General features: G+C 61.7%; 22 protein-coding genes and 1 pseudogene. 11 read left to right on the top strand and 12 right to left on the bottom strand.

Translation table 11 applies throughout. The annotated features are described in order from the left end of the window. Positions 1 to 76 precede the first annotated feature (76 nt). The gene (locus CHB86_RS23605; protein WP_089235576.1) at positions 77 to 1,138 is read right to left on the bottom strand and encodes an NDP-hexose 2,3-dehydratase family protein; all 1,062 of its coding nucleotides are present in this window, start codon (positions 1,136 to 1,138) and stop codon (positions 77 to 79) included. Then, positions 1,135 to 2,148, bottom strand: coding sequence for a glycosyltransferase family 2 protein (locus CHB86_RS23600; RefSeq protein WP_176443006.1), 1,014 nt, complete (start codon positions 2,146 to 2,148; stop codon positions 1,135 to 1,137). The genes CHB86_RS23605 and CHB86_RS23600 overlap by 4 nt, the downstream gene beginning before the upstream one ends. 633 nt (positions 2,149 to 2,781) lie before the next feature. On the opposite strand from CHB86_RS23600, the gene CHB86_RS23595 reads away from it, so the two are divergent. Next, positions 2,782 to 4,086, top strand: a complete 1,305-nt coding sequence (locus CHB86_RS23595) for a glycosyltransferase family 4 protein (RefSeq protein WP_089235574.1) — start codon at positions 2,782 to 2,784, stop codon at positions 4,084 to 4,086. Further along, positions 4,079 to 5,056, top strand: a complete 978-nt coding sequence (locus CHB86_RS23590) for a sulfotransferase (protein WP_089235573.1) — start codon at positions 4,079 to 4,081, stop codon at positions 5,054 to 5,056. The genes CHB86_RS23595 and CHB86_RS23590 overlap by 8 nt, the downstream gene beginning before the upstream one ends. A gap of 212 nt (positions 5,057 to 5,268) precedes the next feature. Here CHB86_RS23590 and CHB86_RS23585 read toward each other — a convergent pair whose 3' ends face one another. From CHB86_RS23585 to CHB86_RS23540, 10 genes and pseudogenes are all read right to left on the bottom strand, one after another. Further along, positions 5,269 to 6,432: a glycosyltransferase family 4 protein gene (locus CHB86_RS23585; RefSeq protein ID WP_176443005.1), complete on the bottom strand. Its 1,164-nt coding sequence runs from the start codon at positions 6,430 to 6,432 to the stop codon at positions 5,269 to 5,271. Positions 6,433 to 6,475: 43 nt separating this feature from the next. Beyond that, a complete protein-coding gene (locus tag CHB86_RS23580; protein ID WP_089235571.1) occupies positions 6,476 to 7,477 on the bottom strand; it encodes a glycosyltransferase family 2 protein in 1,002 nt (333 codons plus the stop codon). Between the two features lie 163 nt (positions 7,478 to 7,640). After that, positions 7,641 to 9,140 carry an oligosaccharide flippase family protein gene (locus CHB86_RS23575; RefSeq protein ID WP_176443004.1) on the bottom strand — a complete coding sequence of 500 codons (1,500 nt, stop codon included), beginning with the start codon at positions 9,138 to 9,140 and terminating at the stop codon, positions 7,641 to 7,643. Between the two features lie 25 nt (positions 9,141 to 9,165). Then, the gene (locus tag CHB86_RS23570) at positions 9,166 to 10,305 is read right to left on the bottom strand and encodes a class I SAM-dependent methyltransferase (protein WP_245838331.1); all 1,140 of its coding nucleotides are present in this window, start codon (positions 10,303 to 10,305) and stop codon (positions 9,166 to 9,168) included. Between the two features lie 65 nt (positions 10,306 to 10,370). Beyond that, a complete protein-coding gene (locus CHB86_RS24965) occupies positions 10,371 to 12,665 on the bottom strand; it encodes an NAD-dependent epimerase/dehydratase family protein (RefSeq protein ID WP_217898373.1) in 2,295 nt (764 codons plus the stop codon). A 1-nt stretch (position 12,666) separates the two neighbouring features. Then, complete coding sequence (gene rfbF / locus CHB86_RS23555) at positions 12,667 to 13,449, bottom strand: glucose-1-phosphate cytidylyltransferase (RefSeq protein ID WP_089235569.1); 783 nt, start codon at positions 13,447 to 13,449, stop codon at positions 12,667 to 12,669. A gap of 253 nt (positions 13,450 to 13,702) precedes the next feature. Then, positions 13,703 to 13,963 carry a hypothetical protein gene (locus CHB86_RS25165; RefSeq protein ID WP_245838330.1) on the bottom strand — a complete coding sequence of 87 codons (261 nt, stop codon included), beginning with the start codon at positions 13,961 to 13,963 and terminating at the stop codon, positions 13,703 to 13,705. A gap of 126 nt (positions 13,964 to 14,089) precedes the next feature. Further along, positions 14,090 to 14,221 (bottom strand): annotated as a pseudogene (locus CHB86_RS25370) (helix-turn-helix domain-containing protein); the annotation flags it as partial. 226 nt (positions 14,222 to 14,447) lie between these two features. After that, complete coding sequence (gene lysM, locus CHB86_RS23545; protein ID WP_089235567.1) at positions 14,448 to 14,882, bottom strand: peptidoglycan-binding protein LysM; 435 nt, start codon at positions 14,880 to 14,882, stop codon at positions 14,448 to 14,450. A 223-nt stretch (positions 14,883 to 15,105) separates the two neighbouring features. Beyond that, positions 15,106 to 16,203 (bottom strand): L,D-transpeptidase, encoded by a 1,098-nt coding sequence (locus CHB86_RS23540; RefSeq protein WP_089235566.1) that lies wholly within the window; start codon positions 16,201 to 16,203, stop codon positions 15,106 to 15,108. 468 nt (positions 16,204 to 16,671) lie between these two features. Between CHB86_RS23540 and CHB86_RS23535 the strand changes: the two genes are divergently transcribed. The 9 genes from CHB86_RS23535 to CHB86_RS23495 all read left to right on the top strand — a co-directional run bounded on the left by CHB86_RS23535 (position 16,672) and on the right by CHB86_RS23495 (position 22,581). Further along, positions 16,672 to 17,229 (top strand): hypothetical protein, encoded by a 558-nt coding sequence (locus CHB86_RS23535; RefSeq protein ID WP_089235565.1) that lies wholly within the window; start codon positions 16,672 to 16,674, stop codon positions 17,227 to 17,229. Positions 17,230 to 17,459: 230 nt separating this feature from the next. Next, the gene (locus CHB86_RS24805; protein ID WP_089235564.1) at positions 17,460 to 17,717 is read left to right on the top strand and encodes a hypothetical protein; all 258 of its coding nucleotides are present in this window, start codon (positions 17,460 to 17,462) and stop codon (positions 17,715 to 17,717) included. 27 nt (positions 17,718 to 17,744) lie between these two features. Continuing rightward, the gene (locus CHB86_RS25320; protein WP_089235563.1) at positions 17,745 to 19,469 is read left to right on the top strand and encodes an alpha/beta hydrolase; all 1,725 of its coding nucleotides are present in this window, start codon (positions 17,745 to 17,747) and stop codon (positions 19,467 to 19,469) included. A 57-nt stretch (positions 19,470 to 19,526) separates the two neighbouring features. Next, positions 19,527 to 20,501: an SH3 domain-containing protein gene (locus tag CHB86_RS23520; protein ID WP_089235562.1), complete on the top strand. Its 975-nt coding sequence runs from the start codon at positions 19,527 to 19,529 to the stop codon at positions 20,499 to 20,501. A 56-nt stretch (positions 20,502 to 20,557) separates the two neighbouring features. Then, the gene (locus tag CHB86_RS23515) at positions 20,558 to 20,905 is read left to right on the top strand and encodes a hypothetical protein (RefSeq protein WP_089235561.1); all 348 of its coding nucleotides are present in this window, start codon (positions 20,558 to 20,560) and stop codon (positions 20,903 to 20,905) included. A gap of 112 nt (positions 20,906 to 21,017) precedes the next feature. Continuing rightward, positions 21,018 to 21,371 (top strand): GlsB/YeaQ/YmgE family stress response membrane protein, encoded by a 354-nt coding sequence (locus CHB86_RS23510; RefSeq protein WP_217898372.1) that lies wholly within the window; start codon positions 21,018 to 21,020, stop codon positions 21,369 to 21,371. A gap of 526 nt (positions 21,372 to 21,897) precedes the next feature. After that, positions 21,898 to 22,038, top strand: coding sequence for a hypothetical protein (locus CHB86_RS24960; protein ID WP_217898371.1), 141 nt, complete (start codon positions 21,898 to 21,900; stop codon positions 22,036 to 22,038). A 27-nt stretch (positions 22,039 to 22,065) separates the two neighbouring features. Beyond that, positions 22,066 to 22,251: a hypothetical protein gene (locus CHB86_RS24420; protein WP_141134991.1), complete on the top strand. Its 186-nt coding sequence runs from the start codon at positions 22,066 to 22,068 to the stop codon at positions 22,249 to 22,251. 15 nt (positions 22,252 to 22,266) lie between these two features. Beyond that, on the top strand, positions 22,267 to 22,581 hold the full coding sequence (locus CHB86_RS23495; protein ID WP_089235558.1) for a hypothetical protein: 315 nt from the start codon (positions 22,267 to 22,269) through the stop codon (positions 22,579 to 22,581). Positions 22,582 to 22,987 lie beyond the last annotated feature (406 nt).

Genomic DNA, 22,987 nt, shown 5'->3' with positions numbered 1-22,987 from the left:
ACCCACACTCCGGCCTGAAATGGCGCTCGCCCCGCGAGTTCATAAGGGCCCAAACCGAAACCGCGTAGGTGTCCGGTCAAATGGGGGCAAGTTCAAATGCGCTGTGAAGCGATGGCCCGTATTCCACGCGGGTTCCGAAACCGACCTCGTGAAACAGGCGAACGAAAAATTCGGCACCCTTCTCCGTCAGCCTCATAAGAAGCACATGGTCGGTCTGCCCCTTCTGCATGAGGAAGGGCTGATACCAATGGTCGACTTCCCGCCCCCTCACCCGGATCTCGAAACAGGCCACCTGTTCGTCGTTCTTGTCATCGAGCAATCCGGAGTCTCCCCACGAAAACCCCGCCATCTCGTCCAGAGCGATATGCTGCCATCTTGGTACCCGCCCATGCGGTAGCGCGTTGATCCGGTCCAGGAACGACTCCAGTTCCTTCGGCTCAACGACTTGCTCGTAGGACGCGGCCAGTGCCGGCGCGGAGAACAACGCCCCGCCATCGGCCAGCAGTGCCCAGGGCGCGGTGGCGGTCACCGAGCGTGCGTCGGTGTTCACGCAGTAGTCATCAGCTAACAGGTCTCGGATCGATCCGGACGGGCACCACTTCCAATGCTCCAGCCCGGAAGCGTCGGGCGCTTCACCGTCCGGCAGGATCAGCACGCTGTTTCGGTTGAACTTCCAGAGAAACCGGGTGCCTTGCTCGGAATGCGGCCCGTCCGATACGAAAGCCTTGGCCCCACGAAACAGGTCGAGGAACTCCGTCGGGCGTCCGCCGTGGGCGCGGTTGTAGTTGCTGCGGGTAGCCTGGATTGACGGGGCGAGCTGTGTGGCATCGATGTTTCCCGGCTCTGTCTTGGCCTGAAGCAGCCATTCGATCCCGTGCGGCGTGCGGCGGATGATGAAACCCAGCCAGCCGACCTCGGGCTGGTCGATCATGGCGAGTTGCCGGCCGTGCCTTGCCTCCCCGACGTCCTTCACCTCGAGCCCGACGATCGAGAAGAACCTCCCGGTCGCATGATGCAGCCCACCGTCTCGGTAGAGCCACTGGGCGCAGTCAGCCAAAGCAACCCTGTCGAGCTGCAGGTGACTGTTGGCACGGGCCTCGCGGAGCCAAATCCGGATCGCGTCTGCCTCCCCCGTCATTGCATCACACCTCGGGCGTAAGTCACCATGTCTTCGAGCGGTGGCTGCTGCCTGACTGTCGCGCCTGTCCGGTTTCGAAGGACCCGGTTCAGGAGCAATGGCGAGCGTGTCCGCGCCGCCGCACCGATCTCGGTCAGGTTCAACCCGCAGTGGCGGTCGATATGCGCTTTCGCCCCTTGCCGGAATGACCTCATCGCGGGGAGGCCGATCCGTGTCATGCCGAGCGCATCGGCAAGCCAGAGCTCGTCGTCGATGGTCTGTCTCAGGCGATCCGTGTCTCCGGATTCGATCTGGCGGACCCAGGTCTCTGCGTAGTGGGCCTGGTTGCCGTAGCCGGGAGGCGGATGCCAGACGCGATCCTTGAGAACGGTGATCTCAGTTCCCGCTTCGAGCCGCATCCCGGTTCGGAAGGCGCGCTGGCAATACTCGACGATGGGCATCTGCGCGGTCTGGCTCGCCAGTTTCATTGGGCCCAGCCGATTCAGAGTGGATCGTGGCGCAACCCACGCGCTCATCGGTTCCGCAAGACGGTAGTTGCAGTCGTACATGTCCTCGAAGCGGCGACCGCAGGGGGACACGTCGCAGAAGAAGACCCTGTCCTCCCAGGCGCCACGATTGGTGAAGAATGCCGCCCTCGACCAATAGATGTCTGCCTCGGACCTTTCGAGTTCTCTGACGGCCAGAGCCAGGTGGTTGGGAAACCAGTAGTCATCCTGGTTGAGAAAGGCGACGTAGTCCGCGTCCGCCAACCCCATGCCGACCGAGTTCGGGCCAGCCTGCTCGCCGAAACGTTCCGGCAGATTGATGAACTTGATGCGGTGATCACCCAACGCCGCGATCCGGGATTCCGTATCGTCCGTGCAGCCGTCGCCGATGACCAGCGCCCGCCAGTTTCGTTCGGTCTGAGCGATGACTGTCCGCAACGCCCGCGAAAGCACCCGGCCGCGGTTATAGGCTGCCACCACGATGTCTATTTCAGCGGGGATATGCGTGGGTTGGGTGCCTGTCATTGCCAGTCTCCCGATCGCCGGTGACAGAAGTGGGTCATGTTGAAGTAACTTTGCTCGCGATAGGGGACACGGCTGACTGGCGGCCGCGGAGGATGAGACACGATCCATCGGATTTCAACAAGACGGCATAAGAGATCATCCACTATTGGTGCGCGCTTCAGGTCCGTGTCCCGCCGTCACCGCAGAATGTCGGGGGGCTGATGAACGGGAATAGGGCCTGCAGTGAAGCTCCAACACACCGGCCAGGTCTTCCCTGCAGACTTGGAGCACCAGGCGATGGAAATCCTTTCCATCGCCTGGTGCTCCACTGGGCTGTTTCCAACGATTGACGAGGACTGACGATGGAGTCAAAGACTTGAACTCGGCACGCGTTCCCATGCCGACATACTCAAGAGCACCCTGCCCTGCCTATTCCCAGAGATCGCTGACGCATCCGGTTGATCGGCGAGGGCCGTGCGGGTACAAAACTTGTATTACCTGGGCAAGCTTGCGCGCTGCCCCTGCAGAGCGTCATTCCGATCTCTGGCAGCCCAATGGCTCTCGATTGGCCCAACGCCTTCAGCGTGGCACTGCCCGCGCTTTGCTGGCGCAAGCGACGAAAGGGGCTACGGTGAAACGCCACAAGGGAACGGGATGCGGATAGCCATCGTCGTGCAACCGCTCGACAGCGTCGCCTTGCCGTTTTCACACGGCTCTTCGTTGGCCATCGTCGGATACAATCTTGCGCGCGAACTGGCTGCGTCAGGACACAAGACCGTTCTGTACTGCGGAGGAAAGGAAGGCGATCGCGTTCAGAAAGAGGGAAATCTCAAGGTCGTCACGATCCGCGTGCCCTTGAAGAATGCATTCAAGCTTGCCGATCGAGTGACCGGCATCTTCGACGTCTCACCTCCGCTGATGACGCGGCAGAGTTACTTTTCCGGCTACTTCAAGGAGGTCGCGCACGCTCTCGAGGGCGAGGACTTCAATATCGTCCATGTCTTCACGTACTTTCAGTTCATGCCGATGCTGCGCGATGCAGCGCCCAACGCGGCGCTGTTACTCCACATGCACGGTGAGACGGCCTCTATGGCGCCCGACAGCGTCCTCAATCCGGCTCTGCCAGCGATTGATCTCGCGATCGGCTGTTCACAGTTCCTCGTGGATCGTCTGGTCCAGAAGGCACCCTCCCTTTCGTCCCGGAACGCGGTCCTGTGGAACGGCGTGGATCACGTTGTCCAGGACCAAGCGCCAGAAACTGATGCGCCGCAATCCGGCCCCCAACGGCTGCTCTTTGTCGGCAGGCTCTCCCCCGAAAAGGGCATACATGTGCTTCTTGAAGCGTTCAACGAGGTGGCGCGCCGGCGCGACGATATCGAACTCGATCTGGTTGGTGGCGCCGGGCTTCTGCCCTACTCCTTTCACGTCGGCGTGTCGGATGACCCACTCGATGCCACGCTTCGCGGGTTCTACGGGGAGACACTGCCCGGCAAGCTCTACCGGCAGATTCTTGCCAACCAGACGGCGTTTCTCAAGGACATGAAAGCGAGGGTCGCCCCCGATGCGGTCGAGCGGGTGAACTTCAAGGGTGCACTGCCGCATGACACCATTCATGATCTCTATTCTGCGTCCACGATCGTCGTCTTTCCGTCGGTATGGAACGAGCCGTTCGGAATGCCTGTTGCCGAGGCGATGGCCGCTGGCGTTCCGGTTATCGCGACCGAAAGCGGCGGCATCCCTGAAATTGTCGATTGTGGCAGAGCTGGCATTCTCGTGCCTCGGGGGGACGCGGCCAGCCTCACACAGGCAATCGACGATCTCCTGGACGCGCCCGAGCAACGCCGACACCTCTCGATCGAAGGTCGCGCGCGCATGCGTGGAGACTTCACCTGGCCTGTACTTACCCGAAAGCTCGAAGCAATCTACGAGCGGGCGATAGAGCTACGCCACAATGGCTGATGACCGGCATAGGATCTCGACCGACATCATCAGTTGCGCCAGGCCCGGCCCGTTCGTTATCGTCGGGCGTCCGCATTCTGGCACACGCGCCGTTGCCAATGCGTTACTCGAGGCCGGGGTGTTCAACGGTGCCGAGATCGCGGACGGTTTTCTCGACAGCGAGATCTGGTTTGCACGCTTCGTACTGCCGATCCTGAGCGATCCTGCCATGCCGGCGCTTCTCGACCAGCCGGACGCGGCGAAGAAACTCATCGATGTGCGATTGCACGACACGTTGTCCTACTTCTTCAAGGGCCACGACCCGGCCGACGCTCGCCCGTGGGGCTGGAAACTGAGCGAGACGCTCTTCTTCATGCGCGAACTCACCGAGCGCTTCCCGGACTCGCGCTTTGTCCATGTCATCCGCGACGGGCGCGACGTGATGCTGTCCGACGGGGGCTATTTCCAGCTGACAATGCCGCCGCCATCAGCGCGCGCCCCCAAACGCCTCGCGAGGAAACTTTGGAAACTCGCCACGAACCCGCATCAACGGTTCTTGCGCAAGTTCGACTATCGACGGTTTTGCGAGATGGTGACCTTCGGAGAGCATGGAATGTCGTCGTGGAAGGACATTGATCTCGCGGACCCGCAAGCCATTGTACGTCATCGATTTCGCCTCCAGATGCAATCGTGGATCCATTGCGTTTCGAGCGCACGCAGGATTGGCCGTGACCTCGGGCCGACGAAATACTTTGAGCTGCGCTATGAGGATTTCTGCCAGGAGCCGCGCGCCCACGCTCGTGCCATGTTCGAGTTCCTGGAGATCACTCCTTCCGAAACACTGTTGACCAACATCGAGAAGACAGTATCGCGCGCACGGATCGGAAAGTGGCGTCGATTTGTTCCTGACGGCATCGACGAACAGCAGGACTTCGAGAACGCTCTCGCCCACGGCAGACTGCTGCTGGCTGAACTCGGCTACACCGACTGACCGGACCTGCCGCAGGGCGCTTCACCTCCTGAGCCCGCGCCCGAGGCTTCCTAGAGTACCGGGCTTCCGCCTGCGCCATGAAAGTATCGGCGGCCAGATCGCCGGGGACTCTTTGCCGAAGGTGATTTCGACCGGATGCCGCCTCCCGCTCGAGTGCCGAGATCTCGGGCCGGCTCCCCCCGCGATTTGAACAATTGGCCAAAGAATGGCCGTTAGCTGCTCACGATCCTGTCGAACACGCCCTGGCACGTTCTGGCGGCGGCCTGCCAGTTCATTGTCCCGAGCACCTTGCCGCGTGCATTGGCTCCAAGATGCTCAGCATTTACCGGGTCGTTCACAAGGCGCAGAATGTGTTGGGCAAACGCGTTAGTGTCCCCGTTCTCAGCAACCAGGCCGTTGGTCTCGTTCTCCAGCACCTTTGCAGATCCCCGATAGGCGACAACAGGGATCCCGGCTGCCATGTAGTTCAACAGCTTCTGAGGAATTCCATCGCAAATCGAACGCGGGAGCACGGCTACCGCACCGCGCGCGAGGCGGCCCGGCAGATCTTCGAAGGTGTCCGGCGCCACATCGATCGAGCCACGTACGCCAAGCGTCTCGGCCTGCCGTCCCAAGCTGTCGAAATTGCCGTTCGTGTAGACCTTGAGTCTTAGCTGAGGGCAGGAATCGCGCGCGACCGAGAATGACGTGAGAAGATCGCTGAAACCTTGATATTGAGACAAGGTACCGGTGTAAACGAGCGTATTCGGCTCCACCTCATCGCGCACGATGGGAGAGAATTCCTCTACCTCGACGCCATTCATCGCAACGGTAACCTTGTCCGGGTCAAGGCCGTGTCGCTCTACGAGCGCGGACCGGATATCTTCTGTGACGGTGACCACATGATCGGCTCGGGACGGGAGCGAGCGGTCAAGGAACGCACCCAATCTGCTCGACGCGGACTTCAATGGTCCGGATTGGTACGTCGGCAATTCGCTGGCAAGCATCGTGTGGGCATCGTAGACGATGGGGATGGCGCGCCTGCCACGGGCCGCGAGCGCCACCAGCAAACCCTCGAAATGATGCGCATAGATCATTTGCGGAGGGCGCGCGCGCAAACGGCGCTTCAGGAGCCTGACCATCGCCGGATCGTAGCGGAGGAGCTTTGCGGCCGTCGGCCCTGGGGCTATCGTACCGGGTTCCAGGCTTCCAAACACCCTGTGGACCGGAAACGCCATCGAATAGTCGGCCTCGCCAATGTGGTAGGTCACGAGTTCCACATCGTTGCCCACGTCCTGGAACGCTTCTGTCAGCCGTTCGACGCGGATAGGTGTTCCTCTGCGCGCCGGAAATGGACAGGCGGCGACGACTGTTATCCTGAAACAGCGGTCGGCCATGCCCCCCTCCGAAGCAGCGATCTTCCAGGACCGGTCATCTTTCTCACCGCTTCGTGAAATGACCGGGTGCAGCCCCAAAGAGCCGAACCTTCGCATTCTCGGCGAACGTGGAAAACCCGGGGATGACATTCGAGACGCCATCCACGGCCACCCGGAGCGAGTTCCAATTGGTGAACCACCACTGCTTCAGAACCTGGTTGCATCGGCGGCGCTCATCGGCCGCGAGCGATCCCTCTTGCGCAACGATGTCCTGATACTTGCGGTAGAGGATCAGAGACGGCACCTCGAAACGGCGTCCCTGGTCGCCGTCGTGCCAGGTCTGCCGCGCCTGCACGGAGATATTCTGCCTCGTGTAGCGGTTGGGATGCTCGCGCATCTCCACCAGCGGCTCCGGAATATGGGCGAAACCTCCCCGAAGCGCCATCTGAGCGAGAAAGGCCCGGTCTGCGCCGTGGAATGTCCCATGCAGCAGCGAGTTCTCCATCGCGTCTCGCCGGACAAGGCCGAAGAAATCGACGCAGGAATGGGATCTCAGCACGATAGCGGCGAAACGGTCCGACGGGCGGGCGTGATCGGCCACGGCCAGGATGCCGTCGTACTGATCGAAGACAGCCCCCTCCGCATCGATGTAATCCACTCGGCTGTTGCACAAGACCACCTCGGAGCGATCGTCCAGCACCGACATCGTCCGCTCCAGATATTCCGGCTTCATCCGGTCATCATGCGCGAGCCACTTGAAGTATCTGCCGTGGCCTTCAGCCCAGACGCGATTGTAGTTCCTTGCGGCGCCAATGTTCGTCTCATTCCGGAGATAGGTGACCCGCTTATCGGAAGCCGCCAGATCCTTGACGATCTCGGCCGTTCGGTCGGTTGAGGCGTTGTCACACACCAGTACCTCGAGGTCGTCGAAGGTCTGGCGCAGCGCAGAGCTTATCGCCTCCTCGAGGTAGTTCTCTCCATTGTAGACCGGAATTCCGATCGTAGCTGCCGGCGACGCATTCGGCGTTTTCTTCAACTCGGCAGGATACTCGTGAACACTTCTCATCTTCTTTCTACCTCTAAGATGAGGCACTCCCCAGCGAAGCGTCGGGCCGCTCGCGCGGTACCGACACTCTCCTCAAACCCATTCCCATTTGGTTCCGATTCGGCTGCGTGATGCAACGCTTTCGGCGGTTTCGGTGCCATCTTCCCATGCAAGTGCGCTCCACCTAAACGCGCGTTCTGGCGAGCCTGGCCCGAAGCCAGCTTAGGATCCTTCTGCCAGGCAACAGCCCAACGAGAAGAGCTATGACGCAGTAGACGAGCCCTCCGAGCAGGAAGCCGAGCCACCATTGGCCAGTCACCTCGGAAAGCTCATACATCGCCCCTGCGCCGAGAACGCCGGCCAGGGCTGCGCCCGCGAGCTTTCGTGCGAGCGGCATCCTGATGCCGGCGCGATAGGCCATCACCGCGACACCGCACAGGATAAAGGCTTCGACCAGGGTTCTTGCGACCGCCGCACCCGCGCCGGAATGGATGGGGATGAGCAGCCAGAAGAGCCCAAAAGCGACGATGGCGGCGGCGCCGTCGAGCAACAGCAGCTGCCGTTGCCGCTCGACCGCAGCCAGGGCAAAGCGGAAAATGCTGGTGATGGCCGAAAGGGCCATCGCCGGCCCGATCAGCACCATCGCGGCGCGGGCATCGGCAAAGCCGCTGCCGCCGATGAGAACCACGATCTCCTCTGCGAATACCGTGGTCGTTATCACGACACCTGCCCCGAACCAAAGCATCACCGACACGACCTCTCCGACATCCCGCGAGAGACGCGCAAAGTCCCGCCGTGCAGCAGCTTCCGTGAAGTTCGACATCAACAAGCCCGAGAACCGAGGCGGCATGGATGTGACGATCTCGAAAACCTTGGTCGGGATCCCGTAAAGTCCGAGCGCCCTGGAGGATTGTGTCACCGCCATCACCAGCATGTCGCCGCGGAGAATGACGATCAGCAGGATTCGCGAGCCGGCGAAGGGCAGTCCCTCGATCACAAGGTTGCGCCAGATGGCAGGATCGGCCACCAGCCGGAAAGGTTCCAGCAGCGCCGCCCATCGCCACGCGAGTGCCAGTGTCAATGCCGCCGACCCGACCAGGGCCGCCAGCATTGCCACGGCGCCCCCGTCGAGCGCAACCGCCAGCACTGTCAGGGCAATGAGCGCCGCGCTGCCGGCCATTTCCGCCATCACCTGCCGGTCCTGTCGCAGATGCCGCTGGAACACCGCGATCAGCAACTCGCTCGCCTGGTAGACCGTGAAGTAGAGTGCTCCGACGAACATCCCCGTCCGCACAACCGGATCGTCCAGCAGAAAGAGGCCCGCGACAGCGGCCAGGAAGAGCGCGGCGCCTGTTGCCACCAGCCGGAGGGCCATCGCGGCACCGAAGTAACGGGCATGGGAGCCGGGCTTTCCGAGTTCCCGCAAAAGGGTCATGTAGAGCCCGAGATCCACGAGCACGGAGCCGAAAATTACGTAGTTCAGGACTTCACGGTATCGGCCATAATCCTCGGGACCGAGATGGCGCGTGGTCAGAACGGTGACGGCGATGCCGGCGATGACCGCGACGACCTTGCCGGCAACCACCATGGCCATGTTCTTGGCAACTGACGGATTCAGCACGGAAGGCGCTGGTTCTGCCTTGGCTCCGGGAGCCGGGGTCTCCGTCATGCCAGTCGTCGCCATTCCTTCTCCTCTCGGAAGCGCGCCGCTAGACAGCGACAATCTCCGGCGAGAGCCCGATATCGGCAAGGCTACGCGCGATTTCATCGAGATACACGGGATTCATGACAATGACCGTATCCGGCGGCGTGGCCGCCAGCGCTTGCGGTGCCATCACCTGAATGCCGGTGCCAGGCAGAAACCGGTTCTGCTTGTAAGGATTGATGTCGATCACCTGCGCGATCTCGTCGGCGAGGCCGAGCGAGGTCAGAAAGCTCACGCATTTCGACCCGCCGCCCCAGATGGCAAGGCGCCTGCCGTCCCTGTGCCGGCTGGTGACGAAGTCGTGCCAGTGGCCCATGACCTCGGCGACCCTGGCCGGGAATGCGGTTGCGAGCGCGGCAAGCGTCTCCAACGACTCTTCTGCCGCGAACGGCCGCAACGGCGCGCCGCGCCCGGCGCGCGCGTGCTGGATGATGTATTGCTCGCCGTAATCGAGGCGCAGAGCCGTCACGTCGTAGCCCGCCGACCAGAACAGCCCCGCGTGGGTGCTTGGCGTGAAATAGGAGCAATGCTCGAAGTAGATGTCCCAGAACGCGCCTTCCCGCAGCACCCTGCCCACGTCCGGCGTCTCGAAGAAGACCCCGGAATCGGGCCTGTCGGAGACCAGCGGCAGGATATCGTCGACGAAGTCCCTGACCTCCCCGATATGCTCCAGGGTATGGCGGCAGATCACGAGGTCCGGGCGCATCTTCACGGTCGCCGGGTCGAAATACTCCCGCTGAAACCGCAGCGAGCCGTCGTGCGGCGTCTCCAGTCGTTCCTCGATGAATCCCGGATCGATACCGAGCGCCTCGCAGCGCACGGCCAGGCACACCTCGCGCAGGAAATCTCCCTTGCCGCAGCCGATCTCCAGCACCTTGCGCCCTTCCAGCGGCCAGGTCGCGACGATCTCCTGCACCAGCTTTCGGGCGAAGGCGTTGAAGGTTCCGGAGAAATGCTGGGTCTCTTCGGTGACCGAGGCGTAGTCGATCAGCCGCTCGTCGAACGCGGCGTTGAAGATGAACCCGCATTCCTCGCAGAAGGTCAGGCGCATCTGGTGCCGCGGGAAGCCGGCGCCATCGGCGGCGCTGTCCAGCAGGATGCAGCTTTGCACCGGGATCGCGGGCAGATGCAGGAGCTCCTTCAATGCGCCTCCGCCGCAGGCCGGACAATCTGTCCTCGGCGCACCGAGGGCCGCGATGGGCGTATCGATCACTTGGAGACCACCTCCAGATCGGGGATCGGCACGATGAAGCGACCGCCGCCGGCGAGATACTCGTCTTGCTGGCGAATGATCTCGTCGCGAAAGTTCCAGGGCAGGATCAGCACGTAATCCGGCCTTTCCTCGATCAGGCGCTCAGGCCCGCCAATCTCGATGGTGACGCCGGGCATGAACTTGCCCTGCTTGTGCGGGTTCTTGTCGACCACGAAGTCCAGGACCCGTTCGTCGAGACCGAGGTAGTTGAGCAGGATCGTTCCCTTGGCCGCCGCCCCGTATCCGGCAATGCGCTTGCCCGATGTCTTCAGGCCCAGCACAAGCTCGCGCGCCCGTTCGCGGAAGGCGCTCACGGTCTCGCCAAAGCCGCGGTAATACTCGAACCCGTCCATCCCGAGCGCGGCCTCTTCGGCAAGGATCTCGGCCAGCGCAGGCGTCGGATCCGACACCGTCCCGAACGTGAGACGAAGCGATCCGCCGTGGATCGGCACGCGTTTCACATCGTTCAGGAAGAGGCCGTGCCGATGGAACAGGTTCTTCGCGCTGGTCACGGAAAAATAGCAGCGGTGCTCGTGATAGATCGTGTCGAACTCGTTCTTCTCCACCAGATCGCGCACATAGGGAAACTCCACCACGACAGCACCATCGTCCCGCAGCAACGCCCGAATGCCCGCGACGAAATCGTTCTGGTTCTCGACATGGGCCACGACGTTGTTGGCGATGATGAGGCTGGCGCGGCGCCCCTCGCCGGCCAGTGACCGTGCCAGATCGAGGCCGAAGAAATCCGACAGCGTTTCGACACCGATCGCGCGAGCGGCTTCGGCCTGCTTCTCGGCCGGGTCGATCCCAAGCACGGGCACGCCGGCCTCGACGAAGTTGCGAAGCATGTAGCCATCGTTGCTGGCCAGTTCGACGACGAGGTCGTCACCGCCAAGTCCATGCCGGGAGATCAGCTCGAGCGCGTGATCGCGGGAGTGCTTCAGCAAATCCTCTGAATAGGAAGAGAAATAGAGGTAGTCCGAGCCGAACATCTCTTGCGGCGGCAGCGTCTCCAGGAGCTGCAACAGCGCGCATTCGGGGCAGAAGGCGGCCCGCAGCGGATGCATTCCGACCTGCCGGCCGACGCCCGAGGCATCGAGAAGCCCGTCCGATCGCGGCATCAGCCCGAGGTCCACCACAGGCACCAGCCCCTTGTTCCCGCAGGACACGCATGCCGTCTCGGCCGCGCGCTCGGCAAATCGCTCGGTCGCTGCGGCCTCAGGTGCGGTGTGGCGAAGGTCTTCGCCGATGATGCCTTCCGTGGTCAGTTTCCGGAGGTGCGCGATCCTCTGATAGGGCACGCCTTCGAAATCCTCCCGCGTCAGCCCGGCCGCAAGGCAGGCGGCATAGACCTCTTCGGCGCCCTTGACGGCATCCCACTGAGGTTCGAACCACGGCATCTCCTGGCGGATCTTGTCGCAAGAGACGCGATAGCACCGCAAATCCGGGCCAGCATCCTCCGCATAGGCGATCCGGGCATTGGGGACCACACCGGCGACGATCTCGGCCAGTTCGGAGATGCGGTAATTGTGCGCGGTCACGCCGACGTTGAAGGCCTCGTTGCGGATGTCGTCCTCGTCCGCCTCCAGCGTTGCGCAGAATGCCCGTGCGATGTCCTCGATATGGACGATCGGCCTCCAGGGCGTACCGTCTGACTTCATGAATATCTCGCCGGCGGTCACGGCATGGGCCACCAGGTTGTTCAGAACCAGGTCGAACCGAATCCGTGGCGAGACGCCGTAAGCGGTGGCACTGCGCAGGAAGGTGGGGCAGAACCGGTCGTCGGCCAGCTTCTCCAGATCCTCCTCGGATCGAACTTTCGAAACGCCATAGGGCGTTACCGGATTGAACGCCGCTGTCTCGTCCAGCATGTCGTCGCCAGCCGCGCCGTAGTTGCTGCACGAGGATGAGAAGACAAACCGACGGACACCGGCTGCGCGGGCCGCCTCGGCCACCCGCATGGTGCCAGCATGGTTGATGTCGTAGGTGGCCTCGGGGCGGAAGTTGCCGAGCGGATCGTTCGAGAGCGCGGCAAGGTGCAAAACGGCGTCGATACCGATGAAATCCTCAGGCGAAACGTCCCGAATGTCCTTGCGCAGGGTTGGCACCGCAGGGACCACGCCGCCGGGTGCGAAGGTGCAGCGCTCGAAAATGTCGCTGTCGAGGCCAAAGACACGGTGCCCCCTGGCTTCGAGCATTGGGGTCAGGATCGTCCCGATGTAGCCCCGGTTACCGGTTACGAGTACACGCACGTCACGTCTCCCAGGTTGCCCACGGCCGGTCGCCAGCCTCCCACATGTTTTGCAGCACCTGCTTCTCGCGCAAGGTGTCGACGGCCGCCCAGAAGCCGGTGTGCTTGTAGGCCATGAGCTGGCCGTCGGCAGCCAGGCGTTGCAGCGGCGCATGCTCGAACATCACCAGGTCACCGTCGATGTAATCGAGCACGGCCGGTTCCAGAACGAAGAAGGCGCCGTTGATCCAACCTTCGGCTGTCTGCGGCTTCTCCTCGAAGCTCACCACCTTATCGCCGTCGAACTTCATGTGACCGTAACGCGCCGGCGGCCGGACGGCCGTGATCGTGGCAAGTTTCCCGTGCTTGCGGTGGAACGCCAGAAGCGCGTCGAAATCGACATTCGACAGGCCGTCCCCCCAGGTCAGCATGAAGGTCCCGTCCCCGAGGTAGTCCTTCAGACGCTTGATCCGCCCGCCGGTCAGGGTTTCCATGCCGGTCTCGACGAGGTCGATCTTCCAGGGCTCACGCCGCGCTTCGTGGCGGGTCACGATGGACGGCTTTCCCGGCTCCATGTCGATGGTAAGATTGCCGGTCAGCGTTGCGTAATCCGCGAAGTACTTCTTGATGTAGTCGCCCAGGTAACCGAGCGCGATCACGAACTCATGGTGCCCATACTGGGTATAGTGCATCATGATGTGCCAAAGGAGCGGGCGGCCACCGATCTCGACCATCGGCTTCGGTCTGATGGAGGTCTCCTCGGCAAGGCGGGTTCCTTTGCCGCCGGCAAGCAAGGCAACTTTCAATCCACAGTCCTCCAACACACGCGATATGATCCAACTTGCACGCGGCAATGCAACTTCGAGTCAGCGAACCTTGGCAAGTGAACCTTTACCATATTTGCGATAGCCCATTGTTCGGGGTCGGTCTATTGAGTCGCTCCCATTGTTTCGCTCAGCGACACCGTTGGGCTCATTTTTCCATTTTGACCTCCGTGATGCCTTCAACAAACATCATCTTGGCACGTTGCGATGCTGTCGGGAGGGGGCATCCATGCCATCAACAGAGCCCCACCAGGCGGCCATCGTCGAAGATCGGCGCCCAGACAGTCGTGTTTCCGTTGCCGCGGGAGTTGACCGAAAAGCGGAACAGCAGAGCGTCTCCGATCAGGAACCCGGACTGGAGCAACCCGTCAAGTAGTTCGGGGCAGCCAAGCCTGTCGACGTATCTCTCGAAGGTCACGCCAAGCAGCTTCGACGTGTCCTGCCCCCGTGAACGGAACAGCCTCTCGGCCGAGGCCCAAGCCTCCATGAGCCGCAAGCAGCCCATCCAGCAGCGTGGCCGGCAGCATTTCGTGCAGGACGAGGCGGTGCTCCGTTCAATATGCCGCCGTTCCCCTTGCCCGAACAGAAGGGAACGCAATCTCGCATGTCTTGCAGGTCGTGGGCTTTCGACGCCACGCTCCCATAGGCTCACAGTCCCCTGGTCGTCGCCAAAACGATCTGCGAGCTGGCGCTGCGTGATGCCCAAGCGTCTGCGGATTTCGCTTATCGCCGCACTGTCCAGCTTTTCCTCCATTGTGATCCGGAGTACTCAACCGGATGATAGGCGCAGATTCATCGCAAGAGAATGCCTGCCTCCGCGGGGTTCTTGCATCGGGCGGCACCCGGTCAGAAGACCGCCTACCGCGCTCAGGAATGCGAGCAGTGCCGGGACATCCGCACCCGGGAACAATATCTGCCGAGATAATGCGCATTCGCCATGTCCCGGCGGGGCGCGGATGTCTCGTTCGATCCTCCAGACCTCAGGCAGTCGGGATTCGCAGCACTTGGCCGGGGTAGATCTTGTCCGGGTCTTTCAGCATCGGCTTGTTGGCTTCGAAGATCTCCGTGTAGCGCGAACCGTCGCCCAGTGTTGCCTCGGCGATCTTCCACAGAGAGTCACCGGATTCGACGGTCTGAAAGCGTGGTTCCGGGCCTTCTGCCTCGTCTTCGACTTCGGCGACGCCCTCGACATTTCCCACCGCGAGGATCACCTTCTCTCGGGTCTCCTGATCCTTCGGCTGTCCTTTGATCTTGACCTTGGCCGTTTTCGGCTCGACCTCAAGCTCGACGCCGCTCGTATCGAGACCCAGATCCTCTAGCTCTTTCTCCAGAGCCTCCTTTGGCGGAGGCGCTTCGGATGCCTCCGCTGCACCAAGTTTCTTTCCCTTGCCTCTCAAAAAGCTAAACAAGCCCATGGTCGATTCCCCCTAGCTGGCGTTTGACAGCAGAATTCTGTTTTCCCCCAGTCTTCGCAATCCCCTCTCCGTTCCGAATTTCCGATCTTCGGCGGCGGTGGCGATGGACGGGACTACGAGGGACGTCATCGCCCTTCACAACAGACCGGTTCCGATCGGCAATATTGCGAGAGTGACACGGCGGATATGACGACAGCCTCATTATCTCCGCCAGGGTGACGGATCAGCCGCGACTATCCCCCGGAGAAACGGGATCGACCTCGTCCCCTCGGATCCTGGGTCGAGGCGATGTCAGGTTTTCACCGGCCATGATCACGAAGTCCCGTCCGGTTCGCCGGTCGGGCGTCGCCGCGAGGTCCGACACGATCATTGTCATTCCCGGATGCATACGTTCGCGCAGCGCTGAATTGAAGTCCCTGGGTGCGCGCAACCGGGAAAGAATTCCCGCCTCCGGCATTCCAAGGTTCTCCGCACCCGGATCAGGATGGTGGGTGACGGCGTGCCAGACCAGGGACGTGTCCTCCGGCTTCGGGTGGGTCAGCATCATGACATGTTCGCCAAGCTCAGGGGAGCCGTCGACCGTCAGAGCGGCTTCAAGGATTTCGACACCATCTTCGATCAGGACAATACGGCGGTCTGCGCCCGTGGCCATGACCGTCGTGACAGGGTAGTCGGCAGCCTGTCCCCAGTCGGACGGGTGTGACTTGGCGCTGAGCGCCTGTACTGCGGCAGACATCTCGGATTCCGCTGTGCCGCCAAGGACCAGCCCGGGATGGGTCAACTCCCAAGGATCGCCGTTCGCGCCCGCAATGATAACCGGCGTGCCGATATGGGTGACTGTGAAGAGTTTCTCAGAGAACGCCAATGGCAGCCGCACGCATCCATGACTCGCCGGGTATCCCGGAAGGTTCCCAGCGTGCAGTGCTATCCCGTCCCAGGTCAGCCGGTTCATGTTCGGCATCGGCGCGTTGTTGTATGTCGAGGACCGGTGGTCCTTGTCCTTCTGCAGGATGGTGAAAACACCAGTTGGTGTTCCGTGACCCTTCTTTCCGGTCGAGCATGTCGAGACCGCGATCCGAATGCCATTACGGTAGACATGTACTTTCTGTTCCGGGAGCGAGACCACGATGGCCACCGCGCCGGCCGGCGACCGATCGGGATGCCATGTGTAGTCGCCGGGAAGCATGTTATTGATGTCGTAGACGATCTCATCGTTCTCGTTTGCGACAAGAGGGAGACCTGCGATAATCCCTGACCCCGCAAGCCCAGCGAGAGTTTGCCGCCGGGTCCACTTGCCGCCACCATCACCGCGATATGCCATATTTCTGTCCGCCCTGATTGCCTGCAGTTCTATGATTCAAGTAAACCATGCTGACATTTCAGAGGCAATCGCTGCGTTTGTGTCCGGGAAAAGAAGTTCATCGACTTCCATAACGGACGTTTCCGACAGGTCGAAAATACCGCCGCTATCCGCAAGATATATCCATCGACCGAAAGACCCTTCGAGTTGAGGAGCATACCCGACGAGCCGCCTTGTGAAAATGAGCGGCGAGTGGCCACTCACACCACTCGCCGCGCTCTTTTCTGAATGAAAAGAGAAGTGCCGAAATACACACGGGCGATCATCTTCGTAGTCAGCAACTCCGGAACAATCAATGCGGCACTGCGGTCCTCGGCGTTTGCAAGACTACTTACGAAACTGGCGCAGTGCGGTGTTCAACCACATTGAGATCATGGCCGGGTCACCGAGAAAGTCAGAGTAGCGTGTACGCATTGCAAGAGGACACCCATGGAAAAGCTGGTCGGGAACAAGGATCGCGGGAAAAGCAGCATCGCTTCGGATCGTTCGCGGCGCGCGGAAAAGGTCGGTCGTTTTGCCGTTGCTGCCATGTTCGTTCTCACGCCGATGGCGAGTTCCGCAGAGGGGAACATCAAGGACATTCTCGGCGACGCGATCATCGAGTGTCGGGGCGCCATCGCCTGGAACGACGGTTCGGGAACAGGAACACCTCGCGTGGAGGCACTTCAGATTGCTACGACTGCGACAGACGACGCCGACAGGATCATCCTCTATGCCGCTGAAAAGGATACGACGCCTCAAGACGCAATGGCCTGCGCGTCGGGTATCTGCACGTCGCACCTGGCCACGGAGACGGGCGCAACGACGAGCGTTCTCCGCCTGGTACGTGGGCTCGACTACGGCTCCGGGCGGGTGCAGTACGATCTCGATGCGGCCTTTACCATCGTGTCTTTCGCCAGCGGGTCCATGGTCGCCGAGACGGCCACCGGGCGCGGCGGCTTCATCTGCGATGCCGCGCTCCCGACGGCCATAGCCGCTGGGGAATAATAACAGCGCTGTTCGATTGGCCTCTCATTCAGAAGCGCGGAACTTATTCTGTTCTGTCGTCTTCGGTGCCGGAAGACCTGCATTTTCAGACCATCAGGCGGAAACTTGTTTTGAATCAAGTGACTTTGATTTGCGCTGCTCTACTTTTGGTCAACGAAGAACATGCTCGGAAAGCCCAACTAAAGATTCGGGCGCGACCGGGAAAAGAAATTGCCGTCGGGGGGACAGGCATGCATCAGATCGTGAAGGGCTCGCTCAGAGCCGGTACCATGCTTGTAATCTGTCTCTTTGGTGCCGCGACCGCGCAGCCGGCCAGCTCGGAATGCGTGATTACTATTCCTCCCGAGGAAGTTCCCGGCGAAACGATTATCTGCGGTCAGCTCCAGGTGCCGGAGAACTGGGACGCCCCGGAGGCGCGGAAGATCCCTCTCTCATACGTGGTTCTCAAGAGCCAGAGCCTCGCCCCGTTCCGCGATCCGGTGGTGTAATTACAGGGTGGCCCCGGCGGATCGGCGTTGAATAGCCTTGCCCTGATATCGAGCGGGACGGCGGAGTTACGCGCGAACCGCGACGTCGTTGTCTTCGACCAGCGCGGCACAGCCCACAGCAACGACCTCTTCTGCCCGATGGATGTGCAGGTGACCGACCCGGGGAACCACGAGGACAATATCGCGGCGGCCGATGCAACGATCGACGCGCTTGGCGTGAATGCGTTCAGCGACCCGGACGAGGTGTACGAGGCCATCGACGCCTATTGGCGCTTCATCGACCGTGGCCGCTGCCTGCCCTATCTCGAGGCACGCGGTATTGACCTGCGCCAGTACAACACGGCCAATTCCGTTCGAGATTCCATCGCGCTCATTGAGCATCTCGGGTACCCGGCTTACTCGCTGTTCGGCGGCTCCTACGGCACGACCGTCGCGCTGGCGATCATGGAGCACTACGCCGAGCATCCGGACAGCAGTCTCCCGGAACTGCGCTCCGTTGTGCTCGACGGGGTGGCCGCACCCAACCGGGATCACTACGAGAACGCGCTCGCGACGCCCTGGGTTATTCTGCGGGTCTTCGAGGATTGCGAGGCCAATGCGGCCTGTGCCGCCGACTATCCCGATATCCGCCAGCGTGCCGTCAGGCTCCTGGCGTCGCTCCGGTCGAAGCCGCTGGCGCGCGCGGAAGGGGGTGTGATCTCGTCCGAAGATCTTGCGGAGGTTCTTCGATCCGCCGTGACAAGCCAACAGGGACTGCTACCCTGGTTGCCACGTCTCGTGAGCGAACTGGAAGACGGTGAGACCGGTGTTTTTGACCTCGCCAAGGCTGTCGCTCGCTACGAGGTGGCCTTGCCGGATGCGGCGAAGCAGGCCATTGCGGCAGAACCTCAAGGGCTCGCATCGATCACGGCGGAATTGGAGGGCATCTCTTCACAATTCGACGCCATCGAGGAGAAGCTTGGGTTGATGCTCTTGTCGAACGGTGTGATCCGGATCTCGATCCTGGAAGCGACGACGCGCTCCGAGCTTTTCCTCGCCATTTTCGACAACTACCTCGACCTTGGCGGCGGCATAGTCGGCAATGTCGTCGTATCGAAACGAGAGCCCTATCTGCTCCATCCCGAACAGCGAACACGAGAGGGGTTGCTGGCCTTCATTCGCGCGACGGTGAGCTTTCCGGTCCTACAGGCCGAAATGGTCGGGCTGGCCGAGCGGCTCTCGGAGGAGGAGATCGCACAGGTGTTCGGCCAGCTTACGGCAGCAGGATTTGCGCGCGGCATCGGGTCCATCGACACGATCACCCACCGTGTCGTGACCTGCAACGACGAGGCAGAAACGATCTTCAACGACGTGGCCTTCGCGGCTTATCGCGATTTCGAGGCGCCGGAGATGATCGGCAAGATGGCCTACATGACCGCCAACTACCAGGTAGGCTGCCGACAGCTTGGCCTGGCCGCCGACAGCTACGCACCACCCCCGCCGGGTGTTGAAAGCAGGTTCCCGACACTAGTCGTCAACGGCGCCCTCGACACCGGGACTCCGGCCGAATGGGGCATGCGCGCTGCCGAGACGCTCTCTGACGCTACCGTCGTTACGATTCCGATGGCCGGTCACACGGCCGGACTGCTCAACAAATGCGGCAATGCGCTGGTCCAGGCATTCATCCTGTCGCCCGAAGAGGACCTTAACCGGTCCTGCGCGGACGCGGCGCGCCCGGTCTATGCCACGCCCGAAGATCCCCTGCCGCAATAGCGCGGCACTCCATTGCCAGAAGGCTCACCAAGAAACACACAGACAAGGACGCCCCGCATGTTCAAGAAGTGCAGAAACTTCACCGCCTTCATCGCCGCCGCCGCGCTCGGCCTTTATGCTACGGCTTTCAGCGGCGGGCTGTCTCCCGCGCTCGCGCAGGATAGCGTGCAGATCCAGTTCGAGCCCGGCGCCACGAGCACGACGATCAATGGCACCATCATCGGCAACGAGTATATCGACTATGTCCTGGGGGCGCAGGGCGGGCAGACGATGGTCGTTTCGCTCGCAGTCACCGGCACCAACGGCAACGGTTCGGCATTTTTCAACATCCTGCCGGCCGGGCAGGACTACCCGGCGCTGTTCAACGGCAGCAACGAGGGCCAGCGCGCCGAGGTGACGCTTCCCTCCAGCGGCAACTGGGCGATCCGTGTCTACCTGATGGGCAACGATGCCGATACTGGCAAAACCGTGGGCTTCTCCATCGATGTCTACATCGCGCCCGGCAGCGGGTCGCAGGGCGCGGCGTCTTCGGGATCATCCGGCTCCGGCCTGCTGCCTGAGGAGGATTTCTTTGTCGTGCGGGTGTCGGGCGGTGACGTGCTGAACGTCCGGCAGGCGCCGAGAGCCAGCGCCCAGAAGATCGGCGAGTTCCAGAATGGCCGTGTCCTGCGGAATGCGGGTGGCTGCACGATGTCCGACGGCCAGCAATGGTGCAACGTCCAGGCATCGGATGGCGGCGTGATCGGTTGGGTTTCGGCGCGGTTCCTCCGCTTGCCGGGGCCGGGCGACCAGGTGGCATCGGCACAAGGCGGTGGCGGAAACACGGTACGGGTCCATGGCGTACCTGCGAACGATGTGCTGAACGTCCGCAGCGGGCCGGGCACCGGTAATCGCATCGTTGGCGCACTGGCCAATGGCGACAATGTCACCATGCTCGGCTGTCAGAATGTCGGCAACTCTCGTTGGTGCGAGATCGAGATGATGTCCGACATGCGCGAGCGCGGCTGGGTCAACGCCCGGTATCTGCAATGAACGCATGCAGCATTCGCTACCCGGAAACAAGAATCTACACCAAGGAGGAAAGACCCATGAACTCACGTCTCACATTCGTTGGCCTGACCGTGGCCGCGGCTGCGCTGGCCGGTTGCGTCGAAACCAGCGGCTCGACCGGCGGTCCGATGGCGCCGGCTGCTTCCGGCCCGCCCTTTATCGAGACGATGGACGGATCGGTGAGCAATGCCGCCGTGAGCGCGTGCCAAAACGCGCTGTCCGCAGAAACCACCGGCGGCGTCACCGTCGTGGGCAGCGAGTTCTCGCAAGCTGCCACGGCCGTCTACATGCGGGTCGGTGCGAACGGCGCTCCCTGGCGCTGCCTCGTTTCCAGCGATGGATCGAACCCATCGCTCATGTTCATGGGCAGCGAAGGCGCTCTCTGAAAGCCGTGGAAAGCGGGGTACATGGGCGACCGGCAGGATCCGCCCGCCCCTTCCTCCAAATACGCATTCCCGCCGCGCTGCCGGCGCTCTGCCTTGGGAAAGGACACCTACAATGAAAAATCGTTTGGCCATTCTACTTCCCGCCGTTCTTCTCCATGCCGGCCCGGCGCTCGCGCAGGAGGAGGCGGCGGAAGCCATCGGCACCGGTGTCGGCCTGGTGATTGGACTGCTCATTGCCATCGTTATCGGCGCGATTGTCGGTTGGCTCGCGGGGCTGATCGTGAAGGGCGGCGGATCCGGCTTCTGGACCAATGTGCTCGTCGGTATCGGCGGCTCGATCCTCGCCAACGTTTTGCTTCCGCTTCTCGGTATCAGCTTCGGCAGTATTCTCGGGACGTTCTTTGCCGCAGTCGTCGGCGCGGTGATTTTGCTCCTGCTCGTCCGGATGGTCCGGCGGGGCGCATAACGCGTAAAATGTGTTTCCGCTGCCAGCCAGAAGGCGGCAGCGAAAGTTTCTGCAGATCATGAAGGAGGAATGCAGGATGAATTACATTAGGATCTCGGCACTTGCCCTGACGGCCGCAGCACTTGGAGGCTGCGTGGAGACGAGTGGCAGCGCAACAGGCGGATCTGGACTCAGCGGCACAGATACACAGTTCAACGCCATGACAGGCCCATGCATAGAGCAGGCTTCCCGGATGACGGGGGCGAGCCAGGGCGCAATCCGTGTACTCGACCGTATCCAAACCGGCGGCGGCCCAATCCTGACACTCGATGCAGCAGGGGCAAAATACACCTGCCGCCTCGAGGACAACGGTAGCGTGACCGTCTTCAGCGAGTTCGCGAATTGATCGGAAGACGGGATGAGTGTCTGAAGCAAATGGATCCTGCGCGTCTTCGGCGGGCTTTATCTCATTGCGCTGGCACTCCTACCCGTCGGAACATTAGGACTTTTCGGCCAGCCGAAGGATCCCCTCTCGGGGGCATTCCTGATGCCGCTGGACCTGCCCTGGAACATGTTGGTGGGCGTCCTCGACTGGGAGCTGCCTTGGCTGGCGATTATTGCACCACTGCTGAACCCGGCCCTCTTCAGGGCCATTTCCCGCGCGTTGAACGGGCGCCGCGCTTCATGAAGGGCTCGATAATTTCTGGAGGAGAAAATGACATTTGACATTCCACATATGGTCGTCACGGGCATTCTAATCTTTGTAGTCCTCTGGGGACTGAACCAGATCGGCTCCTTCGAAAAAATGTCCAGGGGCAGAAAGACGTTTATCAGGTTCGGCGCATTGTTCGTCGTCCTCCTCCTCCTCAATCTTGTCTGGCCCTATGGGGCTGGCGTCTGAACAGGAAAGTATGAAATGGGCAAAGTACTGATCGGAGTCATCGGCCTCGTCGTGGGGCTCGTTGGTGGAGCCATGTTCGGCGGCGCCATGATTGGCGGCACGGCGGCAGGTGTCGGCATTGCAACAGGACTTTCGGCCGGGGTCTGTTCAACGATAGGGGCCGCGGAGGCAGAGGGCCTTCTGACGCCGGAACAAGCGGACCAGGTGCTCACTCGCGCCGCTGCCGACATGGCTCAGCTCTCTGGAGTCGAGGCGCCGGGCGAGATAGTCGGCAGCACAGCGGAATGCGAAGGCTTGATGGAGCGCTTAAGCGGGGCCACGGCCGAATGACCGAAGGGTAGCAGGCGCCAAAGAAGCGTTTTCTCGCGCCCCCACTACGACATCTTTACCGAAAAAAAAACGTCTGCGCCTTCGCGTAAGTCTGCCTCCGTTCTGGCGCTTACTCCTGCTCGAGCGTCGCCGCGTGTTCGCTCAGCATCTCAAAGCCGCCGAGTTGTCCCGCTACCACCCCGTTAGAACCGACGATCGTTGTACTGCTCGTTGAAATCGCCGAGCGTATGGGGTCGATGCACAGCTCTAGGTTCGAAAACAGACATTTATCAAATGTGCAGCGAAATTCGGTTCTCCGCCCGTCTTGAAGGATGCCGCGGCTGCGAGCGGCGCTGGTGGACAACAATCGCGAACGTCTGCAGCGCGCGGAAAGCTGCCGCACGCATCGGTTTCCCGTTCGTTTCCA

Source organism: Tropicimonas sediminicola, assembly GCF_900188335.1.
GTDB classification, from domain to species: Bacteria; Pseudomonadota; Alphaproteobacteria; order Rhodobacterales; family Rhodobacteraceae; genus Tropicimonas; species Tropicimonas sediminicola.
Note: the sequence above shows the minus strand (reverse complement) of the source record. Positions and strands in the feature narration are given on the sequence as shown.